Source organism: Staphylococcus sp. SB1-57 (genome assembly GCF_017086425.1).
Taxonomy (GTDB): domain Bacteria; phylum Bacillota; class Bacilli; order Staphylococcales; family Staphylococcaceae; genus Staphylococcus; species Staphylococcus warneri_A.
On the sequence record NZ_CP070964.1, the window covers coordinates 1,323,739 to 1,340,485 of the forward strand.

General features: G+C 32.7%; 18 protein-coding genes and 1 pseudogene. All 19 read left to right on the top strand.

From position 1 onward, the window contains the following. Positions 1-287 precede the first annotated feature (287 nt). The 19 genes and pseudogenes from JX000_RS06580 to JX000_RS06665 all read left to right on the top strand — a co-directional run bounded on the left by JX000_RS06580 (position 288) and on the right by JX000_RS06665 (position 16,745). Positions 288-482 carry a zinc-finger domain-containing protein gene (locus JX000_RS06580; RefSeq protein ID WP_080980134.1) on the top strand — a complete coding sequence of 65 codons (195 nt, stop codon included), beginning with the start codon at positions 288-290 and terminating at the stop codon, positions 480-482. Positions 483-494: 12 nt separating this feature from the next. Continuing rightward, on the top strand, positions 495-749 hold the full coding sequence (locus JX000_RS06585; RefSeq protein ID WP_002451168.1) for a NifU N-terminal domain-containing protein: 255 nt from the start codon (positions 495-497) through the stop codon (positions 747-749). A 31-nt stretch (positions 750-780) separates the two neighbouring features. Beyond that, on the top strand, positions 781-1,896 hold the full coding sequence (locus JX000_RS06590) for a conserved virulence factor C family protein (protein ID WP_049424739.1): 1,116 nt from the start codon (positions 781-783) through the stop codon (positions 1,894-1,896). A gap of 25 nt (positions 1,897-1,921) precedes the next feature. Beyond that, positions 1,922-2,365 (top strand): bacilliredoxin BrxA, encoded by a 444-nt coding sequence (gene brxA / locus JX000_RS06595; protein WP_002451170.1) that lies wholly within the window; start codon positions 1,922-1,924, stop codon positions 2,363-2,365. Between the two features lie 251 nt (positions 2,366-2,616). Further along, complete coding sequence (locus tag JX000_RS06600) at positions 2,617-3,573, top strand: thymidylate synthase (protein ID WP_049424736.1); 957 nt, start codon at positions 2,617-2,619, stop codon at positions 3,571-3,573. A 168-nt stretch (positions 3,574-3,741) separates the two neighbouring features. Beyond that, on the top strand, positions 3,742-4,224 hold the full coding sequence (locus JX000_RS06605; RefSeq protein WP_206140529.1) for a dihydrofolate reductase: 483 nt from the start codon (positions 3,742-3,744) through the stop codon (positions 4,222-4,224). A 12-nt stretch (positions 4,225-4,236) separates the two neighbouring features. Then, positions 4,237-5,079, top strand: a complete 843-nt coding sequence (locus tag JX000_RS06610; RefSeq protein WP_049424732.1) for a DegV family protein — start codon at positions 4,237-4,239, stop codon at positions 5,077-5,079. Positions 5,080-5,176: 97 nt separating this feature from the next. Beyond that, complete coding sequence (msrA, locus tag JX000_RS06615) at positions 5,177-5,704, top strand: peptide-methionine (S)-S-oxide reductase MsrA (RefSeq protein WP_002451174.1); 528 nt, start codon at positions 5,177-5,179, stop codon at positions 5,702-5,704. Next, positions 5,697-6,125, top strand: a complete 429-nt coding sequence (msrB, locus tag JX000_RS06620; protein ID WP_002451175.1) for a peptide-methionine (R)-S-oxide reductase MsrB — start codon at positions 5,697-5,699, stop codon at positions 6,123-6,125. Before msrA ends, msrB begins: the two co-directional genes overlap by 8 nt. A 12-nt stretch (positions 6,126-6,137) precedes the next feature. Then, a complete protein-coding gene (locus JX000_RS06625; RefSeq protein ID WP_002451176.1) occupies positions 6,138-6,638 on the top strand; it encodes a PTS sugar transporter subunit IIA in 501 nt (166 codons plus the stop codon). Continuing rightward, entirely contained in the window at positions 6,638-6,859 is a 222-nt protein-coding gene (locus tag JX000_RS06630) for a YozE family protein (protein ID WP_002451177.1), read from the top strand. Before JX000_RS06625 ends, JX000_RS06630 begins: the two co-directional genes overlap by 1 nt. A gap of 425 nt (positions 6,860-7,284) precedes the next feature. Further along, a complete protein-coding gene (locus tag JX000_RS06635; protein ID WP_049424745.1) occupies positions 7,285-8,742 on the top strand; it encodes a S41 family peptidase in 1,458 nt (485 codons plus the stop codon). 81 nt (positions 8,743-8,823) lie between these two features. Continuing rightward, the gene (locus JX000_RS06640; RefSeq protein ID WP_002451179.1) at positions 8,824-9,327 is read left to right on the top strand and encodes a GNAT family N-acetyltransferase; all 504 of its coding nucleotides are present in this window, start codon (positions 8,824-8,826) and stop codon (positions 9,325-9,327) included. A 17-nt stretch (positions 9,328-9,344) separates the two neighbouring features. Next, positions 9,345-10,418, top strand: a complete 1,074-nt coding sequence (locus tag JX000_RS06645) for an undecaprenyldiphospho-muramoylpentapeptide beta-N-acetylglucosaminyltransferase (protein WP_049424728.1) — start codon at positions 9,345-9,347, stop codon at positions 10,416-10,418. 12 nt (positions 10,419-10,430) lie between these two features. Next, positions 10,431-11,045, top strand: coding sequence for a phosphatase PAP2 family protein (locus tag JX000_RS06650; protein ID WP_049424726.1), 615 nt, complete (start codon positions 10,431-10,433; stop codon positions 11,043-11,045). Between the two features lie 189 nt (positions 11,046-11,234). After that, positions 11,235-11,343, top strand: a pseudogene (locus JX000_RS12325) (hypothetical protein); the annotation flags it as partial. Between the two features lie 353 nt (positions 11,344-11,696). Further along, a complete protein-coding gene (locus JX000_RS06655; protein ID WP_002451182.1) occupies positions 11,697-12,356 on the top strand; it encodes a response regulator transcription factor in 660 nt (219 codons plus the stop codon). After that, complete coding sequence (locus JX000_RS06660) at positions 12,353-13,711, top strand: HAMP domain-containing sensor histidine kinase (protein ID WP_206140530.1); 1,359 nt, start codon at positions 12,353-12,355, stop codon at positions 13,709-13,711. The genes JX000_RS06655 and JX000_RS06660 overlap by 4 nt, the downstream gene beginning before the upstream one ends. Before the next feature lie 229 nt (positions 13,712-13,940). Next, positions 13,941-16,745: a 2-oxoglutarate dehydrogenase E1 component gene (locus tag JX000_RS06665; RefSeq protein ID WP_124228305.1), complete on the top strand. Its 2,805-nt coding sequence runs from the start codon at positions 13,941-13,943 to the stop codon at positions 16,743-16,745. Positions 16,746-16,747: the final 2 nt, after the last annotated feature.

Below are 16,747 nucleotides of genomic sequence, written 5' to 3' on the forward strand. Positions count from 1 at the left end.
TGTTTAGAAACCGCTAAAATAACTTAACCATTTTACTCTAAAACAGTATTTTATGCAATCCGTTTTCCAAATCGACGAAATGTTAAATTCTATGAATATTGAAATATAAGAAAGACAAATTGATTGTTGTTCAATCATGGTTAATAAATGCTATAATATCGACATGTGAATTAATGAGTCTAAGACAGTAGATTAGATGAGCTTGGCACAAAAGAAATGTCATATGCGCTACACTAATGTCACGAACTCTTTATTTGCGACATAAAAAAATTCTATAGCTAAAGGGAGTGGAGAGTATCCTTACTTATTCCGAACAACAAGCTATAAATCAAATTGATCAATTATTGAATACGTATTGTCATCAATGTCCATTAAAGTCGCATATAAGAAAGACTGAAAACAAGACACAGGCACATCATTTTTGTATCAATGAATGTTCAATTGGTAAACAAATTAAACAAATAGGAAATGGACTTCAATAGGAGGTTATTGTTATGGAAATTGTTTCAATCTCAGAAACACCGAATCACAATACAATGAAAATCACTTTAAACGAAACACGAGAAGACATGAAATCGAATACGTATACATCAGCAGAAGAAGGTCAACCCGAATTCATAAATGCCTTATTTGATATCGAAGGTGTGAAATCTATTTTTTATGTCATGGATTTCATTTCAGTTGATAAAGAGGATGAAGCAGATTGGCAAACGCTAATCCCTCAAATAGAAGATAAATTCAATCAATAAGTAAATCTGATTGCATGGAGGGACAGAGACTATGGAAATTTTACGTGTAGAACCTACACCGAGTCCTAATACGATGAAAGTCGTCTTGACAGAGAAAAGGCAAGATAATCAATCTAATACTTATACAACCATTAATGATCAACAACCACAATTTATCAATGACTTATTAGAACTTGATGGTGTGAAGTCCATTTTCTATGTTATGGATTTCTTAGCAATCGATAAACAGCCTAAAGCCGATTGGGAAGACGTCCTACCTTTAATTACTTCTACCTTAAATAAGGAAGAACATTCACAACAAGAAACACAACCAGATGAACACTTTGGAGAAGTTAAAGCTGAGGTGTTAATGTTTAAGGGGATACCATATCAAATCAAACTATCCACTGGACATGATGAAAAGCGTAAACAATTACCTGAATTTTATGTAGATAGTATGCTTAAAGCTCAAAAAGATAGCGATAACGTAGTATTTTTAAGAAAATGGGAAGACTTTGGTATTCGATATGGTGATATCGACGATGTTATGAATGACGTATATGAAGAAACATTAGCACTATATCCAGAAGAACGAATTCAACAACTCATTACAGAAGCATTAGAAACAGATATTGTCATTCCAGAAAGCCAATATCATCGTGTATCGCTTGAAACGTATCAACAAGCTTCAGACTGGAAAGAAAAATTAAGAATGTTGAAATCATTCCCAACACCGACTTTTGATGATATTCCTTTATTAGACGCTGCATTAAATGAAGAGAAGGTGCCACTCCGTCGTGAAGCGATTGTGTTATTAGGAATGATTGAAGATCGTCAAATCCTACCATATATATACAAAGGATTACATGATAAAAGTCCAGCAGTACGACGTACAGCAGGAGACTGCCTAAGCGATTTAGGATTTAAAGAGGCACTACCAGAAATGGAACAAGCACTTGACGATCCTCAAAAAATCGTTCGTTGGAGAGCAGCTATGTTTATATTTGATGAAGGAAACGAACAACAATTAGATAGTCTAAAAGCACATGCCGATGATCCAGCGTATGAAGTAAAATTACAAATCGAAATGGCCATTTCTAGAATAGAAAAGGGCGATGAAGCCCTCGGCTCTGTTTGGAAACAAATTGCGAATAGAAATAAATCCTAACTAATTAATAAAGGAGCATATCAAAATGAATGCATATGAACAATATATGAAAGAACTCGCTCAACAAATGCGTTCTGAACTAACAGATCACCAATTTGAAAGTTTAGAAACGAGTGAAGCTGTTGAATCATACATGAAACAAGTCAATGATAATGACACAACTTTCGTCGTTATCAACTCTACTTGTGGTTGTGCTGCCGGATTAGCACGACCAGCAGCCGTTGCAGTTGCAGAACAAAACGAAGCGAAACCAACAAATAAAGTCACTGTATTTGCCGGACAAGATAAAGAAGCAACCGCAACAATGCGTGAATATATTCAACAAGTACCATCCAGTCCATCATTTGCATTATTTAAAGGTCAAAATCTAGTCCATTTTATGCCAAGAGAGCATATCGAAGGTAGAGATATCAATGACATTGCAATGGACTTAAAAGATGCTTTTGATGATCATTGTGACGTAAAATAATCAAATTTCATCACATATTAATGATAATTATAGGGTAGTAAGAGTAGTACAGTTTTCTTAGAACACTTTGAGGTGCGAGGCTGTGCTACTCTTTTTGTATGCTTTTTTGACTAAATAAATTAAATTTTACACATATCTGGCTTACTACTTTTTTCAACGATTAAATCTCAGTATAATAAAATTAATGTTAAATGTTGGTAGTCATGCCAAAGATACATCAATACACACTATTAAGAAAGGATGTCATCATTATGCTCAATTCATTTGATGCAGCTTACCACGGTCTCTGTGAAGAAATTCTAAAAATAGGAAATCAAAGAGATGATCGTACACATACAGGAACCATTTCTAAATTTGGACATCAACTAAGATTTGATTTGTCTAAGGGATTTCCATTATTAACCACTAAAAAAGTATCTTTTAAACTCGTGGCAACAGAATTACTATGGTTTATTAAAGGAGATACAAATATAAAATATCTTCTTCAATATAATAATAATATTTGGAACGAATGGGCTTTTGAAAATTACATCAACTCAGAAGACTATCATGGACCAGATATGACAAACTTCGGACATCGTTCTCTACAAGATAGTGAATTTAATGAATTATATAAAGCTGAAATGAAAAAATTCAAAGAAAATATTTTAAACGATGATACATTTGCGCAAAAATACGGTAATTTGGGCAATGTATATGGTAAACAATGGAGAGATTGGGAAGACAAAGATGGTAATCATGTTGACCAACTTAAAACTGTGATTGAACAAATCAAACATCACCCTAATTCAAGACGACATATCGTGTCTGCTTGGAATCCTACTGAGATTGATACTATGGCGTTACCACCATGCCATACGATGTTCCAGTTTTATGTACAAGATGGGAAATTAAGTTGTCAATTATATCAACGTAGTGCCGATATCTTCTTAGGCGTACCATTTAATATTGCAAGTTATGCATTACTTACTCATCTCATTGCTAAAGAATGTGGTCTCGAAGTTGGTGAATTTATTCATACTTTTGGTGATGCACATATTTATTCTAATCACATGGATGCAGTCGAAACACAATTATCTCGAGATAGTTTCAATCCACCACAAATTAAGATTAATACTGATAAATCAATATTTGATATTAATTACGAAGACATAGAATTAATCAATTATGAATCACATCCAGCTATCAAAGCACCAATAGCTGTATAGTATTTAAAATATTTTTTGTATCTTAGTATAATTATGAGAAATTTTTCAATTTTTATCATAAAATTATCAGTATCAACGACGTTATTGTAACGAATTGCATTCAATTTATGTTACATTAAATTTATGAAACTGATGTATTAATGCCCACATACCAAGGAGGACAACGAAATGACATTATCTATTTTAGTCGCACACGATCAACAAAGAGTCATAGGGTACCAAAATCAATTACCATGGCACTTACCTAACGACCTTAAACACGTTAAACAATTAACGACAGGCCATACGTTAGTAATGGGCCGAAAAACGTATGAATCAATTGGAAAACCTTTATCCAACAGACGAAATGTGGTTTTGACTAAAAATAAGTCATTTCATCCCGAGGGTGTGGATGTCATTCATTCTTTTGAAGAGATTCAACATTTAGAAGGCCACGTATTTATTTTTGGTGGTCAAACACTATTTGAAGAAATGATCGATAAAGTAGACGATATGTTTATTACTGTGGTAGATGGAAAATTTCAAGGTGATACATTCTTTCCTCCTTACACTTTTGAAGAATGGGAAGTTGAGTCATCAGTTGAAGGGAAACTAGATGAAAAAAATACAATTCCACACACATTTTTACATTTAATAAGGAAAAAGTCATAGGAGGAGTTATTTATGGTTAAGCAAGTTATCGTTACGGATTCTACATCAGATTTACCCCAAAGCTATTTAAAGGAGAATTCAATTAATGTTATACCTTTGAATGTTACGATTGATGGTAAATCATATATTGATCAAATTGAAATTACTTCTGAAGAATATATTGAATATATGGAACAAGATGCTGATGTTAAGACAAGTCAACCTGCTATCGGTGAATTTATCAACCTATATGAAGAACTTGCAGGAGACGATGTAGAGATTATTAGTATTCACATGTCATCTGGCTTAAGTGGTACATATAACACTGCATATCAAGCGAGTGAAATGGTAGATGCAAATGTAACAGTCATTGATTCTAAATCAATTTCAAATGGTTTAGCATATCAAATTAAACATATTGTTGAATTGATCGAACAAGGTACATCTACAACTGACATTGTAAAAAGCGTTAAAGAATTACAAGAAAACACTAAGTTATTTGTAGTCATTGGACAATTAAATCAACTGATTAAAGGTGGCCGTGTAAGTAAGACTAAAGGACTTATTGGTAATATCATGAAAATCAAACCAATAGGTACTTTAAATGATGGCAAATTAGAATTAGTACATAACGCGAGAACTCAAAATACTAGTATTAATTATCTAAAAAAAGAAATTTCAGAATTCATAGAAAATCATAAAATTAAATCAGTAGGCATCACACATGCAAGTGCATTAGATTTTGTAGATAAAATTAAAAGCACTTTTACAGAGGCATTTAATTGTCAAGAATACGATGTTAATATCACAACACCTGTTGTCACGACGCATACAGGAAAAGGTGCTATTGGTTTAGTTGTCGTTCGAGAAAAATAATAATCGCTTTCAATGTCTTAAAGCCTTTGAGCGTTTATCTTTATTTCTAACTAATAATATCGTAAATTATTAACAAGAATAGGAAGGAGGCAATCAAATGGCTTATGCGACATTAGCTGGTGGTTGTTTTTGGTGTATGGTTAAACCATTCACATCATATCCTGGCATTGAATCAGTAGTCTCTGGATATAGTGGTGGTCATGTAGAAAACCCTACTTACGAACAAGTATGTACAAATCAAACAGGACATGTAGAAGCTGTCCAAATTACTTATAATCCAGAAATAACTTCATTCGAAAATATATTAGATGTTTATTTCAAGACATTTGATCCAACAGATGATGGCGGTCAATTTTTCGATCGTGGCGAAAGTTATCAACCTGTCATTTTTTATCATGACGATGAACAGCGTAAAGCTGCTATCTTAAAGAAACAACAAATTGATGAACAAGGTATATTTAAGAAACCGGTTATCACACCAATCAAACCATATAAAAATTTCTATCCTGCAGAAGATTATCATCAGGATTACTATAAGAAGAATCCTACACACTATGAACAATACCAACGTGGTTCAGGCAGAAAAGCATTTATAGAAACACATTGGGGGTCTCAACATGATTAAAAAGAACAAAGACGAACTTAATGATATGGAATATCTTGTTACCCAAGAAAATGGTACCGAGCCACCATTTCAAAATGAATATTGGAATCATTTTGAAAAAGGTATTTATGTAGACAAACTATCAGGCAAACCACTATTTACATCAGAAGAAAAATTCGAATCTGATTGTGGATGGCCAAGTTTTTCAAAAGCCATTGATGATGACGAAATCATTGAATTAGTAGATAAAACGTTTGGTATGATTAGAACAGAAGTACGTTCTGAAGATGCCAACAGTCACTTAGGCCATGTGTTTAATGATGGACCAAAAGAAATGGGTGGATTGAGATATTGCATTAACTCAGCAGCAATTCAATTTATTCCTTATGATAAATTAGAAGAATTAGGTTACGGTGACTTAATACAACACTTTGAGAAATAGGAGTGAAATACTATGTTTAAAAAATTATTTGGCAAAGGTAAAGAAGTAGATAAGAATATTCAAATTTATGCACCATTATCAGGAGAATATGTAAAAATCGAGGATATTCCAGATCCTGTATTTGCTCAAAAAATGATGGGTGAAGGCTTTGGTATTAATCCAACTGAAGGTACTGTAGTATCTCCAATTGAAGGTAATGTAGATAATGTATTCCCTACAAAACATGCAATTGGATTAAAAGCAGAGAATGGCCTTGAATTATTAGTGCATATCGGGTTAGATACAGTTCAACTTGATGGAGAAGGCTTTGAAGTGCTTGTAGACAGTGGAGATACAGTTAAGGTTGGAGATCCAATTATTAAATTTGATGTTGAATACATTAGAAACAACGCAAAATCAGTCATTTCTCCAGTCATTATTACTAACTCTGATCAAACAGCATCAATTCATTTTGAAGATGTCAACGCAGTTGTTAAAGGCGAAACAAAAGTTATTGATGTGACTATGAACTAATGAAGAACTATTCATTTTATCAATTTGCTATGACAGTTAGAGGTAGAAAAGATGATAAAGGACGCTTAGCTGAACAAATTTTTGAAGATTTAGCATTTCCGCGTCACGAGAATGATTTCAATACTCTTTCTGACTATATAGAAACGCATGGAGATTTTACATTATCTATGTCTGTGTTTGATGATTTATACGAAGAATACACTGAATGGTTAAAATTTTAGCATACACATTTAAAGAGGTCGGGACGTAAGCGTTTAAGATTTGAATTGCTTAAAATGATAAACAAATATGATAATACCATATTTGTTGAATCGTGATAGCAAATCTTTCAAACCTGCTTTATAGACACCATTGAATCGGTTTCTAGAGCATTAAACCTTATTGTCTCAACCTCTTTTCTTTTATACTTTTAAATTGCATCTTAAAATCAATTTATCATGTGCTTTAATCATTGATATTTCAGTTGATTTTCTAAATTAATCCATACATACTATAAGTACCTTTTTTGGAAATCAAATTGCTAGTTAAATAAAATGCAACATACTAGAATAATAATGTAATAAAGATGTTTCAATGTAAGACATCTATTTGAATGGTCACCATAGATTAAGGAAGTGATTATGTGACGAATGATAAAGACGAACAAATCGAACAAGATCAACAAGATTTAAAACAGCAGAAAACAAAAGATAAAGTTCAAAAGAAAATTCATCTTAAATTATGGCATTTGATTATACTCATTATTGGCATTATTTTGATTACTGTAGCAATTACCGTTGCAGCTACATTGTTAATCAGTCATCAAATGAGTGGTCTGAATAAGGAACAACGTGCTAATTTACATAAAATTGAATATGTCTATAAAACATTAAATAAAGATTACTATAAAAATGAAAAATCCGATAAACTTTCTCAAGCGGCAATAGATGGGATGGTCAAGGAATTAAAAGATCCTTATTCAGAGTATATGACCAAAGAGCAAACCAAATCATTCAATGAAGGTGTGTCTGGTGATTTCGTAGGTATCGGAGCAGAAATGCAAAAGAAAAATGATCAAATCAGTATTACGAGTCCAATGAAAGGTTCTCCAGCAGAAAAAGCTGGCATCAAACCAAAAGATGTGGTTACTGAAGTTAATCACAAATCAATTAAAAATAAACCATTAGATGAAGTTGTAAAAATGGTACGTGGTAAAAAAGGTACCAAAGTCACATTAACGATTAAACGTGGCTCAGTAGAAAAAGATATTGCCATTAAACGTGATACAATCCATGTTAAAAGTGTTGAATATGAGAAAAAAGACAATGTTGGTGTTATTACAATTAATAAATTCCAAAACAACACATCAGGCGAATTGAAAAATGCGATTAAGAAAGCGCATAAACAAGGCGTTCGTAACATCGTATTAGATTTACGAAATAACCCTGGAGGATTATTAGACGAAGCAGTTAAAATGGCAAATATATTCATCGATAAAGACAAAACAGTTGTTCAACTTCAAAAAGGTGATGACAAACAACAGCTTAAAACCGAAAACGATCCTTTAAAAGAAGCCAAAGATATGAAAGTATCTATATTAATCAATGAAGGTTCAGCAAGTGCCTCAGAAGTATTTACTGGCGCCCTCAAAGATTATCATAAAGCTAAAGTATATGGTTCTAAGTCATTTGGTAAAGGGATTGTACAAACGACACGTGAATTCAACGATGGCTCATTATTAAAATATACTGAAATGAAATGGTTAACACCTGATGGTCATTATATTCACGGTAAAGGGATTAAACCCGATATCGAAATTGCTACACCTAAGTATCAATCATTAAGCGTGATTCCTAATGATAAAACGTATAAGTTAGGAGATAACAATAAACATGTCAAAACAATGAAAATTGGTTTAACAGCGCTTGGTTTCAAAGTAGATAATGAAACTAAATCATTTGATACAAGTTTAGAGTCAGCAATTAAAGCCTTCCAAAAAGACAATGATTTAACTGTTAACGGTGAATTTGATAAAGAAACAAATGATAAGTTCACTCAAAAATTAGTCGAAAAATCAAATAAAAATGATACTGTTTTAGACCAACTACTTAAGAAGTTAAAATAAGTTTAAAATGATTAAAAAGCGTGAATTTAAAGATGAGAGTATTTAACTAATAAACATAAATACAAAGAGGTGTTTTAGATTATGATAAGATTAGCAACGAAAAAAGATCTTTCTAGAATTGAAATATTAGTAGAAGAAGCAAAAGAAATAATGGAGAAATTCAACAACAATCAATGGGATGATAAATACCCTGTAACTGAACATTTTGAAGAAGATATCGAATCTGAAACACTTTATGTATTAGATGTTGATAATGAAATTTATGGCTTTATTGTCATCGACCAAAATCAGTCAGAATGGTATGATGAATTAGAATGGCCAATTGATCGTAAAGGTGCATACGTAATCCATCGATTAGCTGGTTCACAATCATATAAAGGTGCAGCAACTGAATTATTCCAATTTGCAGTTGATTTGACAGAAGACCATGGTGTCCATGTCATTTTGACAGATACGTTTGCGCTTAATAAACCAGCACAAGGATTATTTGAAAAGTTTGGATTTACTAAAGTGGGCGAAGCCGAAATTGATTACCATCCATTCGATCGTGGTGCACCATTTTACGCATATTATAAAAACATATAAGAATAGAGGTTATATTTATGACTAAAATCGCATTTACTGGAGGCGGAACGGTTGGACACGTTTCAGTCAATCTAAGTCTGATTCCTACTGCATTAGACAAAGGGCATGAGGCGTTTTATATTGGTTCTAAAAATGGTATAGAAAGAGAAATGATAGAATCACAATTACCTAATATTGCATACTATCCTATTTCGAGTGGTAAATTACGCCGCTACCTATCATTAGAAAATGCGAAAGACGTATTTAAAGTTCTAAAAGGGGTACTTGACGCACGTAAAATTTTAAAAAAACAAAAGCCAGATTTACTATTCTCAAAAGGTGGTTTTGTGTCTGTACCCGTTGTCATTGCGGCACGTTCGTTAAAGATTCCTACTATCATTCACGAATCAGATTTAACACCTGGCTTAGCAAATAAAATTGCATTAAAATTCGCTAAGAAAATCTATACAACGTTTGAAGATACATTAAACTATTTACCAAAAGATAAAGCAGATTTTGTGGGTGCGACAGTACGTGAAGATTTAAAACAAGGAGATCAACAACGTGGTTATCAATTAACTGAATTTAAGCAAGATAAAAAGGTTTTACTTGTTATGGGTGGTAGCTTAGGCAGTAAAAAATTAAATGATGCTATTCGTGAAAACCTAGAAGCTTTATTACACCAATATCAAGTTATACATTTAACCGGTAAAGGTTTAGTTGACGATTCAATTAAAAAAGAAGGCTATGTACAATTTGAATTTGTTAAAGATGATTTAACAGATTTACTTGCGATTACTGATACAGTAGTAAGTCGTGCAGGATCAAATGCTATTTATGAATTCCTTACGTTACGAATTCCAATGCTATTAATACCACTTGGTCTTGATCAATCACGTGGCGACCAAATTGATAACGCGAAAAACTTCGAGTCTAAAGGTTATGGTAAAGCCATTCCTGAAGATGAATTGACGCAAGTAAGATTGTTAGAAGAGTTGAATCACATTGAAACAAATCGTGAGGATATCATTAAACAAATGCAGACTTATAAAGAAAGTTACACTAAAGAAGATTTATTCGATAAAATAATCAATGATGCTTTAGACAATTAGGGGGACAATGTAATGAGTCGATTAAAACGAATTTCATTACTTATCATTTTTACTTTGATATTTGGAATCATAGCATTCTTCCATGAATCACGCTTAGGTAAATGGATAGATAATGAAGTTTACGAATTCATTTATGCATCAGAAAGCTTTATTACAACTTCAATCATGCTTGGTGCTACCAAACTAGGTGAAGTATGGGCTATGGTTTGTTTATCATTAATGCTTATCGCATATTTAATGTTAAAACGACTAAGAATTGAAACTTTATTCTTTATTATCGTGATGAGTTTATCAAGCATATTAAACCCCGTTTTAAAAAATATCTTTGATAGAGAACGACCAACATTATTGCGCTTAATTGATATTACTGGTTTTAGTTTCCCGAGTGGACATGCAATGGGATCAACATCTTATTTCGGTAGTATCATTTATATCTTGAACAGAACGGATTCTGGACTATCAAAAGGCATTTTAATAGGGTTAGCAGCTTCACTCATTTTGATGGTTTCAACATCACGTGTGTATTTAGGTGTACATTATCCAACTGATATTATTGCAGGAATCATTGGTGGCGCATTTAGCATTGTATTATCAACACTAATCTTAAATGAGCAATTAGCAAAATAAAATAAGACAGTGAAGCACCACATTTCAACTTAAGGAAATGTGGTGCTTTCTTTTATCATTAATTGTCATCATTAGCGGAACTAAAAAAGCAGTAAACCTCAAGTGTCTAAAGGTCTACTGCTTTATTAAAACGTTTTTCAACGTTAGTCTTTTACGGGCATATAAAAGGGGATTATATGAAAATGACCAATCCTTAAGAACGAAATATATGTGGGGGGGAAAGTTCTTTTTGGTATTGATAATCATTTTCAACTATTATTATACACTAATGAGAATCATTGTCAATTAGAAACAATAAAAAATGATAAACTTATTTTGCGATCACTAACTACCAACGATTTTAGCTATTTCTAATACTGGAAATAATAATAAAATACTTCTCAATACCGACTATGTAACGATTGAAAATATGATAAAATTTAGTTAAGAATACAATTAATGGGTTATACACAAAGAGGCAAAGGCATATGAATTAAGTCATCTAATTAATCATTGACATGTAGATTCACAACATTCACGAAATCAATGACTAAGTTTCGAAATCAGATGTCTACATTCAACATCAATGAATATATTAAAGATAAATACATCAATCATATGTTAAATGAGTTTTATTTAACATTGTGCATAACCATATTAAGAGGTGCAAAGATGACAAACATTTTAATTGTAGAAGATGAAAAAAACTTAGCTCGATTTATTGAACTTGAACTAACACATGAAAATTATCAAGTCGATATTGAAAATGATGGTGCTACTGGTCTAGACAAAGCACTGAATAAAACTTACGATCTCATTATTTTAGATCTAATGTTACCGAATATAAATGGTTTAGAGATTTGTCGTCAAATTCGTCAACAGCAAACAACGCCTATTATCATCATTACTGCTAAAAGTGATACTTATGATAAAGTTGCTGGTTTAGATTATGGTGCTGATGATTACATTGTTAAACCATTTGATATCGAAGAATTACTTGCTCGTATTAGAGCCATTCTTCGTCGTCAACCTAAAAAAGATACTATTAATATTAACGGTATCATTATAGATAAAGAAGCTTTTGAGGTTACAGTAGATGGCACTCAATTAGATTTAACTAAAACTGAATATGACTTATTCTACGTGTTAGCAGAAAATAAAAATCACGTATTACAACGTGAACAAATTTTAAATCATGTATGGGGATATAATACTGAAGTTGAAACGAATGTCGTAGATGTCTATATCCGCTATTTAAGAAACAAACTAAAACCCTTTGGTAAAGATAAAGTCATTGAAACAGTACGTGGTGTAGGGTACGTGATTCGATGATGAAACAACGGAAACTCAAATATAAATGGATGTTAATCACCACATTTATCACTTTTATCACTATCGTTTTATTCTGTCTGGTAATCATCTTCTTTTTAAAGAATGCCTTACATGATAGTGAATTAGACGAAGCTGAACGTAGTTCTGACGATATTATCAATTTATTTCATGCCAAACCCTTAGATGAAATATCGGCCTTAGATTTAAATGCTTCGTTAGAAAACTTTCAAGAAGTGACTATTTTTAATACTAAAGGAAAAAAATTACTTCAAACAACAAATGAAAATTTGCCATCTGTACCTTCTAATATAGGCCTTTCTCACCCAGAAAGAGTCAAAATCATTAAATATAAAGGCGTTGATTACTTAGCAATCACAGAACGTATCCATACTCAAAACTTTAATGGATATAGCGTATTAATTCATTCATTAGAAAATTATGAACATCTTGTACAATCTTTATATATTGTAGCCATTGCATTTGGCTTAATAGCAACATTTATCACTGCCATTGTAAGTTATATCGTCTCATCACAAATCACCAAACCCATTGTGACCATGTCTAATAAAATGAATCAAATTCGGCGTGACGGTTTCCAAAATAAATTAGAGTTGACGACAAACTATGAGGAAACTGATAATCTCATCGCTACATTTAATGAGATGATGTTCCATATCGAAGAAACGTTTAATCAACAACGACAATTTGTAGAAGATGCATCCCATGAATTAAGAACGCCATTACAAATTATTCAAGGTCATTTGAATTTAATTCAAAGATGGGGTAAAAAAGATCCAGCCGTGCTAGAAGAATCACTAAATATTTCTTTAGAAGAAATGAACAGAATCACCAAATTAGTTGAAGAATTATTATTATTAACTAAAGACAATGTTAAAAATGGCCAAGTTGAAAAAGAACTCGTAGATATCAATTCTGAAATATTATCTAGAGTTAATTCTCTTAAACAACTACACCCAGACTATACGTTTGATATTGAACTAGATGAAAAACCTTTAAAACTTAATATGAACCGTCATCAATTCGAACAACTCATTTTAATCTTTATAGACAATGCGATGAAATATGATGTTGAAAATAAATTAATTCAGATTAAGACTCAACTTAAAAACAAACAAATTAGTATAGAGATTACTGACCACGGTTTAGGTATTCCAAAGCAAGACCTAGAATTTATATTTGACCGTTTTTACCGTGTAGATAAATCTCGAGCTCGCAGCCAAGGTGGTAATGGTTTAGGTCTATCTATTGCTGATAAAATCGTTCAATTAAATGGTGGATTTATTCAAGTAGAAAGTGAAGTTGATCATTACACAACCTTTAAAATCATATTTTAAAGACATCAATTAGAACGAAAATCCTTTGTAAATCATACATTTTGTGTACCTAATTAAGCTTTTAGTTTACATCTTTATGACCAACATTTTAATATTATGAAATTAATGCAGAACCAAATTTATCTTGGTTCTGTTTTTTTACAATAATAGGTAAATCTACTTTAACAAAATTTGAAATAATGCTATTATTGTCTTGTAAGCGTTTCAACATTTTTGTGGAGGGTGTAATATGACAAAGGACAAGAGAGAGGTTACAGAGGCACCTGTAAACTTCGGCGCAAATCTAGGGTTAATGCTAGATTTATATGATGATTACCTACAAGATCCATCATCAGTACCCGAAGATTTACAAGTCCTATTTAGTACAATTCAAACAGGGGAAGCTCATATCGAGGCTAAACCAGCCGCTAATGAGGGTGGTTCACAATCTGGTGACAGTACAATTAAACGTGTCATGAGATTAATCGATAACATTAGACAATACGGACATTTAAAAGCAAATATATATCCAGTCAATCCTCCAGAGCGTAAAAATATTCCTAAATTAGAAATAGAAGATTTCGATTTAGATCAAGCTACTTTGGAAAATATCTCAGCTGGAATCGTATCAGAACACTTTACTGATATTTATGATAATGCATATGAAGCTATTGTTCGTATGGAAAAAAGATACAAAGGTCCTATTGCGTTCGAATATACGCATATTAATAACAATAAAGAACGTGTATGGTTAAAACGTCGTATCGAAACACCATATAAAGCAACATTAAATAATAAACAAAAAACTGAATTATTTAATAAATTGGCTCATGTCGAAGGTTTCGAGAAATATTTACACAAAAACTTCGTTGGTGCAAAACGATTCTCTATTGAAGGTGTCGATGCTCTAGTACCAATGCTACAACACACAATTACACTAGCTGGCGAAGCTGGAATCAAAAATATTCAAATCGGTATGGCGCACCGTGGTCGTTTAAATGTACTGACTCACGTATTAGAGAAACCATACGAAATGATGATTTCAGAATTCATGCACACTGACCCAATGAAGTTCTTGCCAGAAGATGGTAGCTTAGAATTAACTGCTGGTTGGACTGGCGATGTGAAGTATCACTTAGGTGGCGTAAAAACTACAAATTCATACGGTATTGAACAACGAATCGCTTTAGCAAACAACCCAAGTCACTTGGAAATTGTAGCGCCCGTTGTTGAAGGTCGTACACGTGCTGCGCAAGATAATACACAACAAGCTGCCGCGCCACAAACTGACTTCCATAAAGCTATGCCAATCATTATACATGGTGATGCTGCATATCCTGGTCAAGGTATTAACTTTGAAACAATGAACTTAGGTGATTTAAAAGGCTACTCAACTGGTGGATCTTTACACATCATTACAAATAACCGAATCGGTTTCACAACTGAACCAACAGATGGCCGTTCAACAACATACTCAACAGATGTTGCTAAAGGTTATGATGTTCCGATTTTACATGTTAATGCTGACGACGTAGAAGCAACGATCGAAGCCATTGATATCGCTATGGAATTCCGTAAAGAATTCCATAAAGATGTAGTCATCGACTTAGTAGGTTATAGACGTTACGGTCATAACGAAATGGATGAACCGTCAATTACAAATCCATTACCATATCAAAATATCCGTAAGCATGATTCAGTAGAATTGGTTTATGGTAAAAAGTTAGTAGATGAAGGCATTATCAGTGAAGATGAAATGAATCAAGTCATTGATAGTGTTCAAAAAGAAATGCGTGCAGCACATGATAAAATTGACAAATCAGATAAAATGGACAATCCAGATATGGAAAAACCAGAATCCTTACAACAACCACTTAAAAGTGATGATAAGGAATTCTCATTTGATCACTTAAAAGAAATCAATGACGCGATGTTAACTTATCCTGAAGGGTTCAATGTACTGAAAAAATTAAATAAAGTACTTGAAAAACGTAAAGAACCATTTGAAAAAGAAGATGGCTTAGTAGATTGGGCACAAGCGGAACAACTTGCTTTCGCAACAATTTTACAAGATGGTACGTCTATTCGTTTAACTGGTCAAGACAGTGAACGTGGTACATTCAGTCATCGTCACGCAGTATTACATGATGAAGAAAATGGCGACACATTCACACCATTACATCATGTACCAGACCAAAAAGCATCATTCGATATTCATAACTCACCATTATCAGAAGCAGCTGTTGTTGGTTTTGAATATGGTTACAATGTTGAAAATAAAGGAAGTTTCAATATTTGGGAAGCACAATATGGGGACTTCTCAAATATGGCACAGATGATGTTTGATAACTTCTTATCAAGTGCACGTGCAAAATGGGGCGAACGTTCAGGTTTAACATTATTCTTACCTCATTCATTTGAAGGGCAAGGTCCAGAACATTCATCAGCACGTCTTGAAAGATTCTTACAACTTGCAGCAGAAAACAATAGCACTGTAGTGAACTTATCAAGTGCAAGTAACTACTTCCACTTACTACGTGCTCAAGCAGCAAGCTTAGATACTCAAGAAATGAGACCATTAATTGTTATGTCACCAAAAAGTTTATTACGTAACAAAACAGTTGCTAAGCCAATTGATGAGTTTACTTCTGGTGGTTTCAAACCAATCATTGCTGAAGATTATGAAGCTGATAAAGTTAAAAAAGTAATATTAGCTTCAGGTAAAGTATTCATTGACTTAAAAGAATATTTAGCTAAAAATCCTGACGAATCTGTATTACTTGTAGCAATTGAAAGATTATATCCATTCCCTGAAGAGGAAATCCAAGAAATTTTCGATCAACTACCAAATCTTGAATCAGTATCATGGGTTCAAGAAGAACCTAAAAACCAAGGTGCATGGTTATTCGTTTATCCTTACCTAAGAGCACTAGTTGGTGATAAATACGATTTAAGTTACCATGGAAGAATCCAAAGGGCAGCACCAGCTGAAGGTGATGGAGAAATTCATAAACTTGTTCAAAATAATATCATTGAAAGTAGCATTACTAAATAAAT

What these genes read in the sequence shown, in the direction of transcription:
- JX000_RS06645 (WP_049424728.1), top strand. Translation starts at nt 9,345, where the DNA reads ATGACTAAAATCGCATTTACTGGAGGCGGAACGGTTGGACACGTTTCA.
- JX000_RS06660 (WP_206140530.1), top strand. Translation starts at nt 12,353, where the DNA reads ATGATGAAACAACGGAAACTCAAATATAAATGGATGTTAATCACCACA.
- JX000_RS06650 (WP_049424726.1), top strand. Translation starts at nt 10,431, where the DNA reads ATGAGTCGATTAAAACGAATTTCATTACTTATCATTTTTACTTTGATA.
- msrA (WP_002451174.1), top strand. Translation starts at nt 5,177, where the DNA reads ATGGCTTATGCGACATTAGCTGGTGGTTGTTTTTGGTGTATGGTTAAA.
- msrB (WP_002451175.1), top strand. Translation starts at nt 5,697, where the DNA reads ATGATTAAAAAGAACAAAGACGAACTTAATGATATGGAATATCTTGTT.
- JX000_RS06640 (WP_002451179.1), top strand. Translation starts at nt 8,824, where the DNA reads ATGATAAGATTAGCAACGAAAAAAGATCTTTCTAGAATTGAAATATTA.
- JX000_RS06665 (WP_124228305.1), top strand. Translation starts at nt 13,941, where the DNA reads ATGACAAAGGACAAGAGAGAGGTTACAGAGGCACCTGTAAACTTCGGC.
- JX000_RS06605 (WP_206140529.1), top strand. Translation starts at nt 3,742, where the DNA reads ATGACATTATCTATTTTAGTCGCACACGATCAACAAAGAGTCATAGGG.
- JX000_RS06585 (WP_002451168.1), top strand. Translation starts at nt 495, where the DNA reads ATGGAAATTGTTTCAATCTCAGAAACACCGAATCACAATACAATGAAA.
- JX000_RS06630 (WP_002451177.1), top strand. Translation starts at nt 6,638, where the DNA reads ATGAAGAACTATTCATTTTATCAATTTGCTATGACAGTTAGAGGTAGA.
- JX000_RS06625 (WP_002451176.1), top strand. Translation starts at nt 6,138, where the DNA reads ATGTTTAAAAAATTATTTGGCAAAGGTAAAGAAGTAGATAAGAATATT.
- JX000_RS06655 (WP_002451182.1), top strand. Translation starts at nt 11,697, where the DNA reads ATGACAAACATTTTAATTGTAGAAGATGAAAAAAACTTAGCTCGATTT.
- JX000_RS06590 (WP_049424739.1), top strand. Translation starts at nt 781, where the DNA reads ATGGAAATTTTACGTGTAGAACCTACACCGAGTCCTAATACGATGAAA.
- JX000_RS06610 (WP_049424732.1), top strand. Translation starts at nt 4,237, where the DNA reads ATGGTTAAGCAAGTTATCGTTACGGATTCTACATCAGATTTACCCCAA.
- brxA (WP_002451170.1), top strand. Translation starts at nt 1,922, where the DNA reads ATGAATGCATATGAACAATATATGAAAGAACTCGCTCAACAAATGCGT.
- JX000_RS06600 (WP_049424736.1), top strand. Translation starts at nt 2,617, where the DNA reads ATGCTCAATTCATTTGATGCAGCTTACCACGGTCTCTGTGAAGAAATT.